This window comes from Rahnella laticis (genome assembly GCF_015644585.1).
GTDB classification, from domain to species: Bacteria; Pseudomonadota; Gammaproteobacteria; order Enterobacterales; family Enterobacteriaceae; genus Rahnella; species Rahnella laticis.
This window is the reverse complement of sequence record NZ_JADOBI010000006.1, coordinates 153124-171381: the sequence shown is the minus strand read 5'-3', so window position 1 is coordinate 171381 and position 18258 is coordinate 153124. Positions and strand designations below refer to the sequence as shown.

Sequence of the window (18258 nt, the reverse complement as noted above, 5' to 3'; positions counted from 1 at the left end):
TTTTCATATTAAATAATAATTTTCTATAAGTTTAAATATCGTTAAGATATTGTGGTTGTCCAGTATTGGACCATGCTATGACTTGCCAAAGACTAGTTTCGGGCCGCTATTATCTTTATCCTTGAACTTTTTACAATATATAACCGAGGAAATGCGCCTGAAAAATAATATCATCCGGAAATTTATTTTTTATATTATTTGTTTGGCGAATGAATAATACCCTTATTGATTTTTATTTTGTATGTCCAAAAAAGGACGTCCATTTTATTTTCAGGCGTGCGTGGATCCCTTTCGCAAAAACCGGAGCGCCAATTTGTTGCTAAAACAACCTATTGCTAATAAAGTCAAAGACTCATTTACGGCTGTGCAACATGCCAGAACCTTCTTCGTGAGACGTCGATTTCCATGCCTGCTCCCGCTTTGCCCGAAAGTTCGTCTTCAAAAACCACATTACGGATCCTCTCCATTCTGGTTTTCAACTTTGCTAACTACCTGACGATCGGCCTGCCGCTGGCGATTTTACCGGGGTATGTCCACGACCATCTTGGCTACAGCGCGTTCTGGGCGGGGCTGGTGATAAGCCTGCAATACTTCGCGACGTTGCTGAGCCGTCCGCACGCCGGGCGTTACGCCGATAAAGTCGGGCCAAAGCGCGTGGTGATGCTCGGGCTCAGCGGCTGCCTGCTTAGCGGCGTGTTCTATTTGCTGGCGTTATGGATGGACGCGTCACCGGCGGTCAGCCTGACGCTGTTGTGTGCCGGGCGTTTACTGCTGGGCGCGGGACAAAGTTTTGCCGGAACCGGTTCGACGCTCTGGGGCATCGGCGTGGTCGGTTCGCTGCATATCGGCAAGGTGATTTCGTGGAGCGGGGTGGTGACGTATGGCGCGATGGCGATTGGCGCGCCGCTCGGTGTGGGGATTTTCAGCCTCGGCGGCCTGACGCTGTTGTCGGTGTGCATCATTCTGGTGGCGCTGACGGCGTTACTGGTGGCGTGGCGTAAACCGCCGGTCGCGGGGAAAGCTTCGACGCAAATTCCGTTCAGCCAGGTGCTGGGGAAAATTTTGCCCTACGGCATAATGCTCGCGCTGGCCTCCACCGGTTTTGGCGTTATCGCGACGTTTATCACGCTGTTTTACGATGCTAAAAACTGGTCCGGCGCAGCGTTCTCGCTGACATTCTTCAGTGCGGCGTTTGTCGGCATGCGGTTACTGTTTCCGAATTGCATCAATCGTTTTGGCGGCTTACGCGTCGCGCTGGCGTGCTTCGTTGTGGAAATCGCCGGGCTGATCCTGGTCTTTTTCGCGCCGACGTCGCTGGTCGCGATGGGCGGCGCATTCCTGACGGGCGCGGGGTTCTCGCTGGTCTTTCCGGCGCTCGGCGTGGTGGCGGTTAAAAAATTGCCGCAGGAAAATCAGGGAAGCGCGCTGGCGACCTATTCTGCATTTCTCGATTTATCACTGGGAATTACCGGTCCGCTGGCGGGAATGCTGATGGCGCAGGCCGGGATTGATTCGATTTATCTGGGTTCTGCGTTGCTGGTGTTGATTGCGATGGCGCTGGTTCTGCGGCGTTTACCGCGCGAAACCAGCGCCTCCGTCAGAACAGATTAAACGCCGTGGATGCGCCCCATGTGCAGCGTATCCACCAGCTCGCCGTCGCGCAGGGCGTAGTACGGGCTGCGGCCTTCAATGCTAAAACCATACTTCTTGTAAAGCCCGATAGCGGCGTCGTTATCGGCATACACTGTCAGCTCGACGCGCTTCACCTGCAACCACTTGTCGCAGAGTTCCAGCGCCGCCGCGAGAAGTTTGCTGCCGACGCCGCGCCCCTGAAAGCCGGTATCCACGCCAATCCCGAAGGTCGCCACATGACGACGCCGCCACGGCTGCTCGACCATCAGCGTGAGATTGCCGACGAGTTTGTCGTCAATGCAGGCCACCAGCGCGAATCTTCCCGGCGCAGAGTTTGCCAGACGGTCTTCCCATAGCGAGGCGGGCGGATAAGGGAGCTGGAGAGTGTCGCTGTAAACAGGAACCTGAGCGTATAGGTGTTGAAGCGCTTCGGCGTCTCGGGCTTCTGCGTGGCGGATGACTATTTCGCTCATGGCGACACTCCTCTTTTTGTGGTTACTGTTTGAATATCCTCTACATTTATCAGGAATTGGATAAGAGTCAATCGAATGTTGGGTGAAAAATAATGCTTTACAAGTGCGAATGATAATGATTATTATTGCCATGCGTTCCGGGGATGGCCTCACACCAAGGTCAAACGGGTCCCCAAGAATGCACGACATTGCTCACATTGCTTCCAGTATTACTTAGCCAGCCGGGTGCTGGCTTTTTTTTTGCCTTTTTTCCTTCATATTTCCGGCTGGTAGTGCGTTGGCTGTACTCGCTCACCCCGGTCACATACTTATGTATGCTCCCGGGGATTCGTTCCCTTGCCGCCTTCTCCCAACCTGAACTATTTTGGAAAAACTTTTTTCTTATCTTTCCCACAACACGAACTACTTCGAAAAAACGCTATTTCTCTTTTCCAAATCTTTCTCATGTCTTCCACAAATCCTTTGGATTTAATCATCTGCGTTTGTTCATATTTTTTGAACAGAGGGGTGAAGTTTTTACGCTTTCTTATTCTCAGGCGTTGACTAGACTAGAGAAAACATTGAGGAGAGTTGAACATGATCTACTTACGTCAGGCACAAGAACGCGGTCACGCAAGTCACGGCTGGCTGGAAAGCTGGCATACCTTCTCTTTCGCCGATTACTACGATGCGAACTTTATGGGCTTCTCCGCGCTGCGGGTGATCAATGAAGATTTCATCGATGCGGGGCAAGGTTTTGGTAAGCATCCGCACAAAGACATGGAAATTCTGACCTACGTGCTCGAAGGCACCGTGGAACATCAGGACAGCATGGGCAACAAAGAGCAGATTCAGGCGGGTGAGTTCCAGATTATGAGCGCCGGGACCGGTGTGACGCATTCCGAGTACAACGGAAACAGCGACCGTAAACTGCATCTTTATCAGATTTGGATCATTCCGGACAAAAAAGGTCTGGAGCCACGTTACGAACAGCGTCTGTTCGACGCGCCGCAAGGCCGCCAGCTGGTGCTTTCTCCAGATGCCCGCGACGGCTCGCTGAAAGTTTTCCAGGATATGGAGCTGTCACGCTGGGCGCTGAAAAAAGACGAACAGTCGGTTTACACGATCCAGGCTGAACGCCGTGTGTGGATCCAGGTGGTGAAAGGCACCGTGTCCATTAACGGCCAGAAAGCCGGGCCGAGCGATGCACTGGCGATCTGGGATGAAACGGCGTTGTCCGTGCATGCCGATGAAGACAGCGAAATTCTGTTGTTCGATCTGCCACCGGTCTGATGATTTCTGGCTCAACGCTAAAGGCGACTCCGGTCGCCTTTTTTGTTTTTGTCCCTTAGTCTTTTTCCCCGCGTTTGCATTGCTGAATTTTTCGGCTTCGTGACGGCATTCACACCCGCAACAAATCGACCAGCAATTCTTTGACCCCCTTCGCACATTGGTTTCTGTTCTATGGAAACCGGTTTCCAAAGTGATTCAAATACCCTCAGCAAGAGAAACGGGCAGAACATAAATCATCTGGGAGTGAAGCAAAAATGAAAAGAATCATGCTTTGTTGTTCGGCGGGAATGTCGACCAGTTTGTTAGTTCGCAAAATGAAAGAGGTTGCGGAACAGCGCGGCGAAGACGTGCAGATTGATGCGTTCGGAGCCAGCGAGTTTGACGAAAAATTCCGTGATTATCAGGTGGTGTTGCTCGGGCCGCAGGTGCGTTACATGCAGGGTGATTTGTCGGCGAGAGCGGCGGAATTCAATATTACGGTCGAAGTTATCAACATGATGGATTACGGCATGCAGCGCGGTGATAACGTGCTGGACTTCGCCTTCGGCCTGATCGCACAGGAAGGAAGCCGCGTATGAGTGGCCTTTATCAGGCGATGGTTAACGTCATCGAAAAGCACATCACGCCGCTGGCGGGCAGCGTCGGCCAGCAGCGGCATGTGATTGCGATCCGCGACGGTTTTATCGCCGCGCTGCCTTTCATGATTATCGGGTCGTTCATGCTGGTCTTTATTTTTCCGCCATTTTCGCCGGATACCACCAACGGTTTCGCGCGCGGCTGGCTGGACCTCTCGCTGAAATACCGCGAACAGCTGATGCTGCCGTGGTATCTGAGCATGGGCGTCATGACCTTTTTCATTTCCGTCGGTATCGGCGCGAGCCTGGGGAAATATTACAAACTCGAACCGATCATGACCGGTTTACTGGCGTTTATGGCCTTTTTGCTGGTCGCCGCGCCGTATCACGACAAACAAATTTCAACGCAATACTTCTCCGGCGAAGGCATTTTTACCGCGATCCTGACGGCGATTTATGCCGCCGAAGTGTATGCGCTGCTCAAACGCCGCAACATTACGATCCGCCTGCCAAAAGAAGTTCCGACCGGCGTGGCGCGCTCGTTTGAAATCCTGATCCCGGTGGTCGTGATTGTCGCCACGCTGCATCCGCTGAACCTGTTTATTCAGTCCACCACCGGCATGATTATTCCTGAAGCGATTATGCATCTGCTCGCACCGCTGGTTTCCGCGTCGGATTCCCTGCCGGCGATTCTCATTTCAGTGTTTATCTGTCAGGTGCTTTGGTTTGCCGGTATTCACGGCGCGCTGATTGTCACCGGCATTATGAACCCGTTCTGGATGACCAATCTGGCTCTGAACCAGACCGCGTTACAGGCGGGCGAACCGCTGCCGCACATTTATCTGCAAGGTTTCTGGGATCACTATCTGCTGATTGGCGGCGTCGGCTCGACCCTGCCGCTGGCGATTTTGCTGTTGTGCAGCAAGGCCGTGCATCTGCGGACGATTGGTAAAATGGGCGTGGTACCGAGCTTCTTCAACATCAACGAACCGATCCTGTTTGGCACGCCGATTATCATGAATCCGGTATTTTTCCTGCCGTTCACACTGGTGCCAATGCTTAACGCCGTTTTCGCGTATACCGCCACAAAACTCGGCTGGGTCGCGCAAGTGGTGTCGCTCACACCCTGGACAACGCCTGCGCCAATTGGTGCGTCATGGGCCGCAAACTGGGCATTCAGTCCGGTAATTATGTGCCTGTTCTGTATGGTGTTATCAGCAGTGATGTATTACCCGTTCCTGAAAGCGTACGAACGTACCTTACTCAAACAGGAAGCGGAAAAGGCCGGTGCCCAAACGGCGGGTAACGCCGTACCGGTCAACAGCTAAACGCAAAGCAACGGACAGCGAGGATGACGATGAAATACGCATTTCCAAAAGAGTTCTGGTGGGGCAGCGCCAGTTCTGCGCCGCAAACGGAAGGTGAAGCCCTGAGCCACGGTAAAAGTGCGACGGTCTGGGATCACTGGTATTCGCAGCAACCGACGCGTTTCCATAACGACGTCGGCCCGCAGGACACATCGACGTTTTATAAAAACTGGCGCGAGGACATCGCGCTGCTGAAACAGCTTAACCACAACACGTTTCGCACCTCCATTTCCTGGGCGAGGCTGATCCCGGGCGGAAAGGGCGAAGTGAACCCGGAAGCCGTGGCGTTTTATAATCAGGTGATTGACGAAATGCTGGCGCAGGGCGTGCAGCCGTTTATCAACCTGTTCCATTTCGATATGCCGATGGCGATGCAGGAAATTGGCGGCTGGGAAAATCGCGACGTCGTGGAGGCTTACGCAAAATATGCCGATACCTGTTTTGCGCTGTTCGGTGACCGCGTCAAACACTGGTTCACGTTCAACGAACCGGTCGTGCCGGTGGAAGGCGGTTATTTGTATGATTTCCATTATCCGAATGTGGTGGATTTCAAACGCGCTGCGACCGTGGCCTATCACACCATGCTGGCGCATTCGCTGGCGGTGAAAGCCTATCGTGCCCGACAGCAGGGCGGCGAAATTGGCATCATTCTCAACCTCACGCCGTCGTATCCGCGTTCGCAAAATCCGGCAGATTTGAAAGCCGCGAACATTGCTGACCTGATGTTTAACCGCAGTTTCCTCGATCCGGCGCTGCGTGGTGAATATCCGCAGGAACTGGTGGAATTGCTGAAAAAACACGGCCAGCTTCCGGCGTGTCAGGAAGGCGATGCAGCGCTGTTGCAGCAGGGCGTGGTGGATTTACTCGGCATCAATTATTACCAGCCGCGCCGTATCCAGTGCCGCGACAGCATGGTGAATCCTGAAAGTCCGTTTATGCCGGAGTGGTTCTTCGATAACTACGTGATGCCGGGCCGTAAAATGAACCCGCACCGTGGCTGGGAAATTTACGAGCAGGGGATCTACGATATCCTCACCAATCTGCGTGAAAATTACGGCAATCCGCGTTGTTTCATTTCCGAAAACGGCATGGGTGTGGAAAATGAACTGCGCTTCGAACAGGCGGGCCGTATTGACGATGACTACCGTATCGAATTTGTCAGCGGACATCTGAAATGGTTACACCGCGCATTGCAGGAGGGCAGCGGCTGTCTCGGTTACCATATGTGGACATTTATCGACTGCTGGTCATGGATGAATGCGTACAAAAACCGCTATGGTTTTGTGCAACTGGATCTCGCCACCCAAAAACGGACGGTGAAGAAAAGCGGCGAATGGTTCGCTAACGTGTCTAAAAACAACGGTTTCGATTAACAAAGGAACGGCATGGCAAACATAAACGACGTCTCGCGGCTGGCGAACGTGTCGAAAGCGACAGTTTCCCGTGTCCTGAGTGGCAGCCGCGGAGTAAAAGAGGAAAGCCGCCTGGCCGTAATGCAGGCGGTGGAAACGCTGCAATACAAACCGAGCGTGATTGCGCAGTCGCTGTCCACGCAGTCCACCGGCTGTATCGGTGTGATTTGTGCGGCCGAAAACATCAACCAGTCCACCGGTTATCTGCACGCGCTGGAAAAAGAGTTACGGCTGAACCAGAAATATTTGCTGCTGAGATTCGCCACGGATGCGGCGGGTCTGGCGCATTCGGTTAACGAAATCGGCAGAGGATTATGCGATGCGATGATCGTGATCGGCGCGCGCTTTGAACTGCCTCCTTTGCCGGAAAACGTGATTACCATTGATTGTCTGGATGAAGACTCCGACCGCAGCATTCATTTTGACCGCAGCTTTGCCGCCGAAACCGCCTGCCAGTATGTTTTGCAGCAAGGGCGCAGACAGATTGCGCTGATTAATGCAGAAAATGGCGAAACCGCCGGGCAAATCTTGCAGGGTTATCATCAGGCGCTGGAAAAATTCCTGCTGCCGTACGACCGGCGGTTAGTCCACAGTGGCGAACAGGCGCTGGCGCAGCTGCTGGCGCAAAACGTTCCGTTCAACGCATTGCTGGTGCCGGACGATGCCCGCGCGCAGGACGCCTTGCGCCAGCTCGCACAACACGGGCGCGCGGTGCCCGCCAGCGTGATGGTTTTCAGCCTCGACAGCACGTTACCGCCGGGTATTTCCGCCGTTCCGGCCATCACGTATCCGCTGGAAACGCTGGCACAAACCGCCATGGCGCTGCTCGCCGGGCAATTTTCAGCGAACGCGGGCTCGCCGGTGCGCGGGCAGCTTTCTATCCCTTTCTGACCCACATCTCATGTCGCGCAGCAACGGATACCCGCCTGCGCGATTGTTTGCTACCATTACGCTCTGATCCCCTTAATCCAGTTCATTGAAAAACGTGAAGAAAAAAAGGCCCGTACTCCAGGATGTTGCCGACAAAGTGGGCATCACCAAAATGACGGTCAGCCGTTATTTGCGCAATCCCGAACAAGTTTCCAGCGCCTTGCAGGAAAAGATTTCGGCTGCGCTCGATGAACTGGGTTACATCCCAAACCGCGCCCCGGATATTCTCTCGAACGCCAAAAGTCGCGCCATCGGCGTGTTATTGCCGTCACTGACCAATCAGGTGTTCGCCGAAGTGCTGCGTGGCATCGAAAGCGTCACGGATATTCACGGCTACCAGACCATGCTGGCGCACTACGGCTACAGCCAGGAGCGCGAAGAACAGCGTCTCACGTCGCTGCTTTCTTACAATATCGACGGCCTGATTTTGTCCGAACGCCATCACACCGCGCGTACGCTGAAAATGATCGAAGTGGCCGGCATTCCGGTAGTTGAGATGATGGACTGCGTCTCGCCGTGCGTGGATCTGGCGGTCGGTTTTAACAACTTCGAAGCCGCGCGGCAGATGACGCAGCAGATCATCGCGCACGGGCACCGGCATGTGGTGTATTTCGGCGCGCGTCAGGATGAGCGTACGATCATCAAACAGCAGGGTTACGAGCAGGCGATGCGTGAATCCGGGCTGGAGCCTTACAGTGTGATGACCAGCCGTTCATCCAGCTACAGCGGCGGTGCGGAATTACTGCGTCAGGCGCAAAAAGACTGGCCGCAAATCGACAGTATTTTCTGCACCAACGATGACCTCGCGGCGGGTGCTTTCTTTGAATGTTTACGGCAGGGGTTGAGCATTCCGTCACAAATGGCGATTGCCGGTTTCCATGGTCACAATATGGGGCAGGCGATGGAGCCACCGCTCGCCAGCGTACTCACGCCGCGTGAAAGAATGGGGCAGATTTCCGCCGAACGCCTGCTGGCAAGATTGCGCGGCGAAGAAGTCTTTCCGAGGATGGTGGATGTTGGGTTCACCATCTCGGCAGGCGGAAGCATTTGATTTAAAACTCCTTCCCCTCTCATGAGGGGAAGGCTGGGATGGGGTGTTGGTTTTGCGCATGGCAGGGTTGCCATTAAAACCCCCTCCCGACCTCCCCCTTCGCAGGGGGAGGAGAAAGTCTTACTTCTGTAATGTTTTCAAGGCCGCTACGCAGCGATCGACGACACCTTCAAACTTATGATCGATATTTACGCGCAAGACATCCGGCTCATCTTCGCCCGGTTCTTCGAGCGCATCGAACTGGCTTCTCAGTAAATCCGTCGGCATAAAATGCCCGGCGCGCGCTTTCAGGCGCTCGGCAATCACGTCAAAACTGCCTTTCATGTAGATGAACACCATGCCTTCGTTGTCTTTACGCAGCGCGTCGCGGTAGCGGCGTTTCAGCGCGGAACAGACAATAATGCCGGTTTCATTTTTATGGCGCAGGCTGTAAGCCGCGTCATTCAGACGTAATAACCACGGCGCACGATCGTCGTCATTGAGCGGCGTACCGCTGGCCATCTTTTGAATATTTGCGCGGGGATGAAGATCATCACCGTCGATGAATTTTGCGTTAATTTCACGGGCCAGTGCCGCGCCGACGGTGGATTTACCGCTGCCTGACACGCCCATCAGAATGATGCTTTGTCCTGCCATAAGTATGATCTCTATCCCAAAATGAACATTTCGACTGCGTAGTGAGTCCTAATATTAGCATGTTACCGGTATCATGATACCGGTAACAAATGGAGATGTGACTAATATCACAAAGGAATGCACTGCTGTTTTAGCGGTCGCGGTCTGTACCCGTTGCACTGTTAATTCCTACAACATGTTGAAAATTAAAAACAATGCGTCACCTGTCTGGCCACGATGCCACGGTGACCGCATGAGGGGAAGAATATGCCAATAGTTATTGTAGCGGTGGGCGTTGCACTGCTGTTGTTACTTATGATCCGATTTAAGCTGAACGGCTTTATCGCGCTGATCCTGGTCGCCCTGGCGGTTGGGATTATGCAGGGTATGCCGGTCGATAAAGTTATTACGTCGATTAAAAACGGGGTAGGCGGAACGTTGGGCAGCCTGGCGCTGATCATGGGCTTCGGGGCCATGCTCGGTAAAATGCTGGCGGATTGCGGCGGCGCGCAACGTATCGCGACGACGCTTATCGAAAAATTTGGCCGTGAGCACATCCAGTGGGCCATCGTGCTGACCGGTTTTATCGTCGGTTTTGCGCTGTTCTATGAAGTCGGCTTCGTGCTGATGCTGCCGCTGGTCTTTACCGTTGCTGCCGCTGCGCGTTTGCCCCTGTTGTACGTGGGTGTGCCGATGGCTGCCGCGTTATCCGTGACTCACGGTTTCCTGCCTCCGCACCCGGGCCCGACCGCAATCGCGACCATTTTCCATGCTGACATGGGCAAAACCTTGCTGTACGGTTCGCTGCTGGCGGTACCGACGGTAATTCTGGCAGGGCCGGTGTTTGCGCGATTCCTGAAAGGTATCGATAAACCGGTGCCGGAAGGTCTGTTCAACCCGAAAACCTTTACTGAAGAAGAGATGCCAAGCTTTGGCGTGAGCGTCGCGACTTCTCTGGTGCCGGTAATTCTGATGGCATTCCGCGCGGTCTGCGAAATGATCCTGCCGAAAGGCCATCCGGTTCTGGCGTACGCTGAATTCTTCGGTGACCCGGTGATGGCAACGCTTATCGCGGTGCTGATCGCCATCTTCACCTTCGGCCTGAACCGTGGCCGTAAGATGGAAGACGTCATGGCAACCGTGACCGATTCCATCAAAATCATCGCGATGATGCTGTTAATTATCGGCGGTGGCGGTGCGTTCAAGCAGGTTCTGGTCGACAGCGGTATTGAGAAATACATTGCAGCCCTGATGGATGGCAGCAACTTATCTCCGATCCTGCTGGCCTGGTCAATTGCAGCCGTTTTACGCCTCGCGCTGGGTTCCGCAACCGTTGCGGCGATCACCGCCGGCGGTATCGCGGCTCCGTTGATTGCGACCACCGGCGTCAGCCCTGAGCTGATGGTGATCGCGGTCGGTTCCGGGAGCGTTATTTTCTCTCACGTAAATGATCCGGGCTTCTGGCTGTTTAAGGAATACTTCAACCTGAGCATCGTCGAAACATTCAAATCCTGGTCCGTGCTGGAAACCATTATTTCCGTGTGCGGCCTGGTGGGATGCCTGTTGCTGTCGATGGTTGTTTGATTAATTGCTGAAATCATAAAAAAGGCGAGCCATCGGGCTCGCCTTTGTTTTTTTAAATATCTGACTATGTCGCCGTTTTATGCAAACACGACTTTCAGTGTGCCAGTGACTTGCCGGGATTCAGCGATCACGATTTGTACATCCCGGCCTAACTTATTAAGACACTCAATCATCTTCGCTTCGCTGATCCCACGGAACTGACCACGAAGCAATGCAGAGACTTTCGGTTGAGTCATGCCGAAAAGTTTAGCGGCTGCAGCCTGGGTCAGGCGTCGGCTCTGCATGAGCTCTCCGATTTTCTGAGCAAGCTGAGCTTTAACCAGCATTTCTTCTGCATCGGGTAAGCCGATGTCGGCGTAAACATTCCCGCTGCTGATTTCAACTTCAATTGGGTCTTTCATTAGTTTTGTCCTCTTGCATGAGCTTCAGCAATTTTCAGACGTTCATTAATCTTATCAATGTCAGGTTTTGGCGTAGCGATTCCACTGGAGGACTTTTTCTGGAAAACGTGTAAAACATACACGGCGGTGGCAATTTTCACTGTATAAACCGCGCGATAAGTATCTCCTGACAAATCTTCCACAACTTCTAAAACGCCTGCACCTTTGTAGCCTTTCAGCGGTTTTGCATGACAATGTTTGCTGCCCGTTTGTGCCAGATGCAGGGCGTAACCGAAAGAATCCTGAATATCTTCCGGCAATGACGCCAAATCTTTTTTACTGCTTCCAATCCAGAAAAGCGTTTTCATACGTGTTCTCATCCCTGAACATCCGAAATTCAAATATACCCATATGGGTATATATTGTCTATTTAATATTCACTAAATCTTCAAATACGCCCTGATCCCGTCGAGGAACATCTGTGTGGAAAGCATGACCAGAATCAGGCCCATCAGGCGTTCGAGGGCGCTGACGCCTTTGTCGCCGAGCAGACGCAGGAACAGATTCGACAGCAGAAGAATGGCCATCGATAAGCCCCAGGCGATGAACAGGGCCAGCGTGAGGTGGCTCATCTGATTCGGATACTGGTGCGAAAGCAGCATCAGCGTGGCGAGAATCGACGGGCCGGCGACCAGCGGGATCGCCATCGGCACGAGGAACGGTTCCTCACCGGCAGGCAGGCCGCTGCTGCTTTTCTCTTCCGACGGGAAAATCATTTTGATGGCAATCAGGAACAGAATGATGCCGCCGGAAATCGACACGGTTTCCGTACGCAAATTCAGGAACGACAGGATTTTTTCCCCGGCGAACAGGAAAATCAGCATCAGGATCAGGGCAATCAGCATTTCGCGGATCAGCACCACGCGGCGGCGTTTCGGATCAAGATGTTTTAGCACCGACATAAAAATCGGTAAGTTGCCCAGCGGATCCATAATTAAAAACAGCAAAATGGTTGCTGAAATCATTTCGGTCATGACTACCTCAGAATGATGAAATTAGGGTTAAAAACGCTTGTTATAAGTTGTGCTGCTATTAATGGCGGCACTATTGATTAAATTCACTTGCCACTTTTAGTACATTTTGTAAGGTGGTAGACCAGCGCGTTAACAGAGCATGGCGCATCATAAAAAGGCGCCAACGTAGTGCAAAACGCGCATTAAGCTTTTTAAGCCGTTATCACCCTCAGGGCAGGACAGATATTATGAAAAATGTAGGTTTCGTTGGCTGGCGTGGAATGGTCGGTTCTGTACTCATGCAACGCATGATTGAAGAACGCGATTTCGACGCTATCCGTCCGGTATTCTTCTCCACCTCTCAGCACGGTCAGGCCGCGCCTTCTTTCACGGGGCAGTCTGGTACCTTGCAGGATGCCTATGATCTGGACGCACTGAGTGCGCTGGACATTATCATCACCTGTCAGGGCGGCGATTATACCAATGAAATCTACCCGAAGCTGCGTGAAATCGGTTGGTCTGGCTACTGGATTGACGCAGCATCCTCTCTGAGAATGGAAGATGACGCGATAATCATCCTCGACCCGGTCAACAGCGCGGTGATCTATCAGGGTATCGACAAGGGCATCAAAACCTTTGTGGGCGGTAACTGTACTGTCAGCCTGATGCTGATGTCCCTTGGCGGTTTGTTCGCCAATGACCTGATTGAATGGGCGTCAGTTGCCACCTATCAGGCCGCTTCCGGCGGCGGTGCGCGCCACATGCGCGAACTGCTGACCCAAATGGGCATGCTGCATAACAGCGTCGCGAAAGAACTGGAAAACCCGGCTTCTGCCATTCTGGATATCGAACGTAAAGTCACGGCGCTGACCCGCAGTGGCACGCTGCCGACTGACAATTTTGGTGTTCCGCTGGCGGGCGGTCTGATCCCGTGGATCGACAAACAGCTCGATAACGGCCAGACCAAAGAAGAGTGGAAAGGCCAGGCGGAAACCAACAAAATTCTCGGCACCTCCAGCATCATTCCGGTGGATGGCCTGTGCGTGCGCATCGGTGCGCTGCGCTGCCACAGCCAGGCGTTCACGCTGAAGCTGAAAAAAGACGTGTCGATTCCAGAAATCGAACAAATGCTGGCTTCACATAACGACTGGGTTCGCGTCATCCCGAACGACCGCGAATTGTCGATGCGTGAACTGACGCCTGCGGCAGTGACCGGCACCATGAATACCCCGGTGGGTCGTCTGCGTAAACTGAATATGGGCCCGCAATATCTGTCTGCGTTCACCGTCGGTGACCAGCTGCTGTGGGGCGCGGCAGAGCCACTGCGCCGCATGTTAAGAATTTTGCTCTAAAGGCATAATTACCCTGATTTCATCCCAACGGGACACCAGCACGGTGTCCCGTTTTTATTTCTGTCTTCAACCACTTCACCGTTAAACCGCATTTTCCCAGCGCAACCCTCTGAATTTCATTTTGCGAAAAATTCATCGGCTTCTGCCCACTGATTTACCGAACCTTTGTCTATGCTTAGTAGAAGAGCTCTGCCTCTTTGAGAAGCTGAAACAGAAACTTATTTGGAAATTGTGAACATAAGCGCCATCGCGCATTTTTTGGCAAAACGAAATCACGCCAGATCACAAAGTGACAGGAAAAAGGGGAGCACACTGGGATCACGTTTCGTATTGAATACCTGAATGATTTTATTGGATTTATTGATTTAATTAATCATAGGACGAAATTCATGTCTGTACTTCCCGATCAGCACGTCATTAATCAAATTATATCTGGCCATTACGCTGATCCTTTTTCTCTTTTGGGAATGCATTCCGTGAGCGCCGGGCTGGAAGTTCGTGCGCTGTTGCCGGATGCCGATCAGGTCTGGGTCATTGATGTAGAAAAAGGTAAGCAGGTCGCAGAACTGCGTCGTTATGACGATCGCGGTTTTTTTGTCGGCCTTATTCCCCGCCGTAAAAATGCCTTCCGTTACAAGCTGGAAGTGCGCTGGGGCGAGAATCTCCATGTGATTGACGACCCGTACCGCTTCGGCACGTTGTTGCAGGAACTGGATATCTGGCTGCTGGCGGAAGGGACACACCTGCGGCCCTACGAAAAACTCGGCGCGCATCCGCAAACGCTCGACGATGTTGATGGCGTCAGTTTTGCTGTCTGGGCACCGAACGCGACGCGCGTTTCTGTCGTCGGTGAATTCAACTTCTGGGACGGTCGCCGCCATCCGATGCGTCAGCGTCGCGAAAATGGCATCTGGGAGTTGTTCATTCCGGCCGTTCACGAAGGCCAGCTGTATAAATTCGAAATTATCGACTGCCGCGGCAATATTACCCTGCGCGCCGACCCGTACGCGTTTGAAGCCCAGATGCGCCCGGACACCGCGTCCTGCGTGCGAAAAATCCCGGACGTTGTGCCTTTTTCAGAAACCAGAAAGAAAGCCAACGCGCTGAATCAGCCGGTTTCGGTGTACGAAGTTCACCTGGGTTCGTGGCGGCGTCATACTGACGATAATTTCTGGCTGAGCTACGGCGAGCTGTCAGAACAGCTGGTCTCTTACGCCAAATGGATGGGTTTTACGCACATAGAACTGATGCCGGTCAACGAACATCCGTTCGACGGCAGCTGGGGTTACCAGCCGCTGGGCATGTACGCACCGACCCGCCGGTTTGGCACGCCGATGGATTTCAAAGCCTTCGTTGATGCCGCACACGACGCCGGTCTGAACGTGATCCTCGACTGGGTGCCGGGGCATTTCCCGAGCGATTCCCACGGTCTAGCAGAGTTTGACGGCACCGCGCTGTATGAATACGCCGATCCGCGCGAAGGTTATCATCAGGACTGGAACACGCTGATTTATAACTATGGCCGCCACGAAGTGCGTAACTATCTGGCGGGGAATGGTTTTTACTGGATTGAGCGTTTCGGCATTGATGGCCTGCGCGTCGATGCCGTGGCCTCCATGATTTACCGTGATTACAGCCGCAAAGCCGGAGAGTGGATCCCGAACTATTACGGTGGCCGCGAAAATCTTGAGGCGATTGCCTTCCTGAAATATACCAACCAGACCATCGGGCGCGAGCTGGGTGGCGCGGTGACATTAGCGGAAGAATCGACGGATTATCCCGGCGTCACCATGCCGCCGGATGCCAACGGGCTGGGCTTCCATTACAAATGGAATCTGGGCTGGATGCACGATTCGCTCCAGTACATGCAGCTGGATCCGGTTCACCGCAAATACCACCACAATCTCATGACGTTCGGCGTGCTTTACGCCTACAGCGAGAATTTCATTCTGCCGCTTTCGCATGATGAAGTGGTTCATGGCAAAAAATCCCTGCTCGACAGAATGCCCGGCGATACCTGGCAGAAGTTCGCCAACCTGCGCGCGTATTACGGTTTCATGTGGGCGCATCCGGGCAAAAAATTGCTGTTCATGGGCGGTGAATTTGCACAGGGGCGCGAGTGGAATTTCGACGCCAGCCTCGACTGGCACTTGCTGGATGACCCGACCGGCTGGCACAGCGGCGTTCAGCATCTGGTGCGTGACTTGAATCTGACCTATCAGGCCAACGCGCCGCTGTATGAGCTCGATTACAACCCGCGCGGCTTTGAATGGCTGGTGGTCGATGACCATGAGAACTCCATTTTTGCCTTTGCGCGCCGCGATGAAAACGGCGGCGAAGTGATTGTTATCAGCAACTTTACGCCGGTCCCGCGCGAACACTACCGGATTGGCATCACCCGTCCGGGGCGTTATCACGAAATTCTCAATACTGATTCGCACTTCTACCGTGGCAGCAACGTCGGGAACTGCGGTGACGTTTACAGTGAAAATATCGGCCATCATCAGCGTGAGCATTCGATCAGCGTCACCATTCCGCCGCTGGCGACCGTCTATTTGCGAAGAGAAGAGGCGTAATGAAACAGCTCGAAACCGGTCAGTCCGCGCCATTTGGCGCACATCTCAGAGATAACGGCGTGAATTTTTGCCTGTACTCCGCGCAAGCGGAAAAAGTGGAGTTATGTCTTTTTGATGAGACCGGCAGCGAGCAGCATCTGCCTTTACCGGGCCGGACCGGCAATTTGTGGCACGGCTTTTTGCCCGAAGCGAAAGCCGGGCTGCGTTACGGTTACCGCGTTTACGGGCCTTTTGATCCGCAAAACGGCCACCGCTTTAACCCGAAAAAAGTGCTGATTGACCCCAGTGCGCGGGCGATTGACGGCGTACTTCTGGATAACGCGCGGTTCACCGGCGGCACCGATGCGCCGGACGATAAGGACAGCGCCGTGGTGGCACCGAAATCGGTGGTCGTCGCCGGTAAGTTTGACTGGGAAGACGACAAACCGCCCGCCACGCCGTGGGGTGAAACTGTGATTTACGAAGCGCATGTGCGCGGGCTGACGCGCCAGCATCCGCGTATTCCGGCAGCCATCCGCGGTACTTACGCCGGGCTGGCGCATCCGGTCATGCTCGAATATTTGCAGCATCTGGGTGTTACGGCCATTGAATTATTGCCGGTTCAGCATCATGCCGACGAACCGCGTCTGCAACGTCTCGGCCTGAGCAATTACTGGGGCTACAACGTGCTGGCGCCTTGTGCGGTTGAACAAAGTTATGCCAGCGGGCTGGGCGGCGTGTCGGCGCTGAGCGAATTCAAATCCGCGGTGAAAGCACTGCATCAGGCGGGCATAGAAGTGATCCTCGACGTGGTGTTCAACCACAGCGCGGAGCTGGATATCGACGGGCCGTTTATTTCGTTTCGCGGTATCGACAATGCCAGCTGGTACTGGCTCAACGACGATGGCTCGGACAATAACATGACCGGCTGCGGCAACGCGATGCGCCTGACAAATGACGAAGTGATCGCCTGGACGCTCGATTGCCTGCATTACTGGGTACGAGAATGTCATGTTGATGGTTTCCGTTTTGATCTGGCGACGCTTCTCGGCAGAACGCCGGAGTTCACCGCGCAATCGCCGCTTTTCGAGGCGATTAAGCAGGACGCTGTCCTTTCAAAAATCAAACTGATTGCTGAGCCCTGGGACATCGGCACCGGCGGCTATCAGCTCGGGAAGTTCCCGGCACCTTTCGCCGAATGGAGCGACATCTGGCGCGATGAAATGCGTCAGTTCTGGCTGCACGGCGATATCTCCATCGGGCAGTTTGCGGGGCGTATCGCGGCGTCGGCGGACACATTCAATCCCGCGCAGCGCGAACCTTACGCCAGCATCAACATGCTGACCGCGCACGACGGTTTTACGCTGCGTGATTTAGTGAGTTTTAACCAGAAGCATAACCAGGCCAACGGCGAGGAAAACCGCGACGGCCATAACGAAAATTTCAGCCAGAACCACGGCGAGGAAGGGCTGGAGGCGTCTGCCGACGTATTGCGACAACGCCGTCTCAGCCAGCGGGCATTGCTGGCGACGCTGTTTCTGTCACAGGGCACGCCGATGTTGCTGGCCGGTGACGAACAAGGCAACAGCCAGCAGGGAAACAATAACGCCTATTGCCAGGACAATCCGCTGACCTGGCTCGATTGGGAAAATGCCGACGAAGGCCTGATGGCCTATGTCTCCGCGCTGATTGCGCTGCGCCGGAAAATTCCTGCGCTGACGCAAAACCGGTGGTGGCAGGACGGCGGTGATGACGTGCAATGGTTGAATCAGCAGGGGCAACCGATGAGTACCGGCGACTGGGAGCAGGGGCCGCAGCAATGGCTGCAAATCTGCCTGTCGCGACGCTGGTTGTTGATCGTGAATGCCTCACTGCATGAGGTTGATCTGCATCTGCCGCCGGGAAACTGGCAGCCGGTTGCGCCGTTCAACAGCGTGCTTTTTGATGAGGAACCCCGGCGCGTCATGGAAGGCTCGCAATGGCGGGCAGCAGCAAAAACCCTCTGTGTCCTACAAGATTTTACTCCACAGAGCCGGTAACTATAAAA

Annotated in this window: 16 protein-coding genes; 11 read left to right on the top strand and 5 right to left on the bottom strand. The window is 53.8% G+C overall.

Annotation, left to right across the window (positions count from 1 at the left end; genetic code table 11):
* The first annotated feature begins 405 nt into the window (after nt 1–405).
* Nucleotides 406–1611 carry an MFS transporter gene (locus IV433_RS15005; protein ID WP_195814808.1) on the top strand — a complete coding sequence of 402 codons (1206 nt, stop codon included), beginning with the start codon at nt 406–408 and terminating at the stop codon, nt 1609–1611.
* Here the strand turns inward: IV433_RS15005 and IV433_RS15000 are convergent.
* Nucleotides 1608–2105 (bottom strand): GNAT family N-acetyltransferase, encoded by a 498-nt coding sequence (locus IV433_RS15000; protein WP_195814807.1) that lies wholly within the window; start codon nt 2103–2105, stop codon nt 1608–1610. The two genes, IV433_RS15005 and IV433_RS15000, sit on opposite strands and share 4 nt — an antisense overlap.
* A gap of 576 nt (nt 2106–2681) precedes the next feature.
* On the opposite strand from IV433_RS15000, the gene IV433_RS14995 reads away from it, so the two are divergent.
* The 6 genes from IV433_RS14995 (at nt 2682) to gntR (ending at nt 8712) form a co-directional block, all read left to right on the top strand.
* On the top strand, nt 2682–3377 hold the full coding sequence (locus tag IV433_RS14995; protein WP_195814806.1) for a pirin family protein: 696 nt from the start codon (nt 2682–2684) through the stop codon (nt 3375–3377).
* A gap of 254 nt (nt 3378–3631) precedes the next feature.
* Nucleotides 3632–3955 carry a PTS sugar transporter subunit IIB gene (locus IV433_RS14990; RefSeq protein ID WP_195814805.1) on the top strand — a complete coding sequence of 108 codons (324 nt, stop codon included), beginning with the start codon at nt 3632–3634 and terminating at the stop codon, nt 3953–3955.
* Nucleotides 3952–5280, top strand: coding sequence for a PTS sugar transporter subunit IIC (locus IV433_RS14985; protein WP_195814804.1), 1329 nt, complete (start codon nt 3952–3954; stop codon nt 5278–5280). The genes IV433_RS14990 and IV433_RS14985 overlap by 4 nt, the downstream gene beginning before the upstream one ends.
* Before the next feature lie 29 nt (nt 5281–5309).
* Complete coding sequence (locus IV433_RS14980; protein WP_195814803.1) at nt 5310–6692, top strand: glycoside hydrolase family 1 protein; 1383 nt, start codon at nt 5310–5312, stop codon at nt 6690–6692.
* A gap of 12 nt (nt 6693–6704) precedes the next feature.
* Nucleotides 6705–7622 carry a LacI family DNA-binding transcriptional regulator gene (locus IV433_RS14975; RefSeq protein WP_195814802.1) on the top strand — a complete coding sequence of 306 codons (918 nt, stop codon included), beginning with the start codon at nt 6705–6707 and terminating at the stop codon, nt 7620–7622.
* A gap of 94 nt (nt 7623–7716) precedes the next feature.
* Entirely contained in the window at nt 7717–8712 is a 996-nt protein-coding gene (gene gntR / locus IV433_RS14970; protein WP_152327569.1) for a gluconate operon transcriptional repressor GntR, read from the top strand.
* A gap of 120 nt (nt 8713–8832) precedes the next feature.
* Here gntR and IV433_RS14965 read toward each other — a convergent pair whose 3' ends face one another.
* Nucleotides 8833–9348, bottom strand: a complete 516-nt coding sequence (locus IV433_RS14965; protein WP_152327568.1) for a gluconokinase — start codon at nt 9346–9348, stop codon at nt 8833–8835.
* Nucleotides 9349–9594: 246 nt separating this feature from the next.
* Between IV433_RS14965 and gntT the strand changes: the two genes are divergently transcribed.
* The gene (gene gntT, locus IV433_RS14960) at nt 9595–10911 is read left to right on the top strand and encodes a gluconate transporter (protein WP_195814801.1); all 1317 of its coding nucleotides are present in this window, start codon (nt 9595–9597) and stop codon (nt 10909–10911) included.
* Between the two features lie 77 nt (nt 10912–10988).
* On the opposite strand, the gene IV433_RS14955 is transcribed toward gntT, so the two are convergent.
* From IV433_RS14955 to IV433_RS14945, 3 genes are all read right to left on the bottom strand, one after another.
* Nucleotides 10989–11312 carry a helix-turn-helix domain-containing protein gene (locus IV433_RS14955; RefSeq protein WP_195814800.1) on the bottom strand — a complete coding sequence of 108 codons (324 nt, stop codon included), beginning with the start codon at nt 11310–11312 and terminating at the stop codon, nt 10989–10991.
* Nucleotides 11312–11659, bottom strand: coding sequence for a type II toxin-antitoxin system RelE/ParE family toxin (locus tag IV433_RS14950; RefSeq protein ID WP_195814799.1), 348 nt, complete (start codon nt 11657–11659; stop codon nt 11312–11314). The genes IV433_RS14955 and IV433_RS14950 overlap by 1 nt, the downstream gene beginning before the upstream one ends.
* A 72-nt stretch (nt 11660–11731) precedes the next feature.
* Nucleotides 11732–12325, bottom strand: coding sequence for a YhgN family NAAT transporter (locus IV433_RS14945; protein WP_095923864.1), 594 nt, complete (start codon nt 12323–12325; stop codon nt 11732–11734).
* A gap of 227 nt (nt 12326–12552) precedes the next feature.
* Between IV433_RS14945 and asd the strand changes: the two genes are divergently transcribed.
* The 3 genes from asd to glgX all read left to right on the top strand — a co-directional run bounded on the left by asd (nt 12553) and on the right by glgX (nt 18250).
* The gene (gene asd / locus IV433_RS14940; RefSeq protein WP_195814798.1) at nt 12553–13656 is read left to right on the top strand and encodes an aspartate-semialdehyde dehydrogenase; all 1104 of its coding nucleotides are present in this window, start codon (nt 12553–12555) and stop codon (nt 13654–13656) included.
* Between the two features lie 389 nt (nt 13657–14045).
* Complete coding sequence (gene glgB / locus IV433_RS14935; RefSeq protein WP_195814797.1) at nt 14046–16232, top strand: 1,4-alpha-glucan branching enzyme; 2187 nt, start codon at nt 14046–14048, stop codon at nt 16230–16232.
* Nucleotides 16232–18250 carry a glycogen debranching protein GlgX gene (glgX, locus tag IV433_RS14930; protein WP_195814796.1) on the top strand — a complete coding sequence of 673 codons (2019 nt, stop codon included), beginning with the start codon at nt 16232–16234 and terminating at the stop codon, nt 18248–18250. Before glgB ends, glgX begins: the two co-directional genes overlap by 1 nt.
* Nucleotides 18251–18258: the final 8 nt, after the last annotated feature.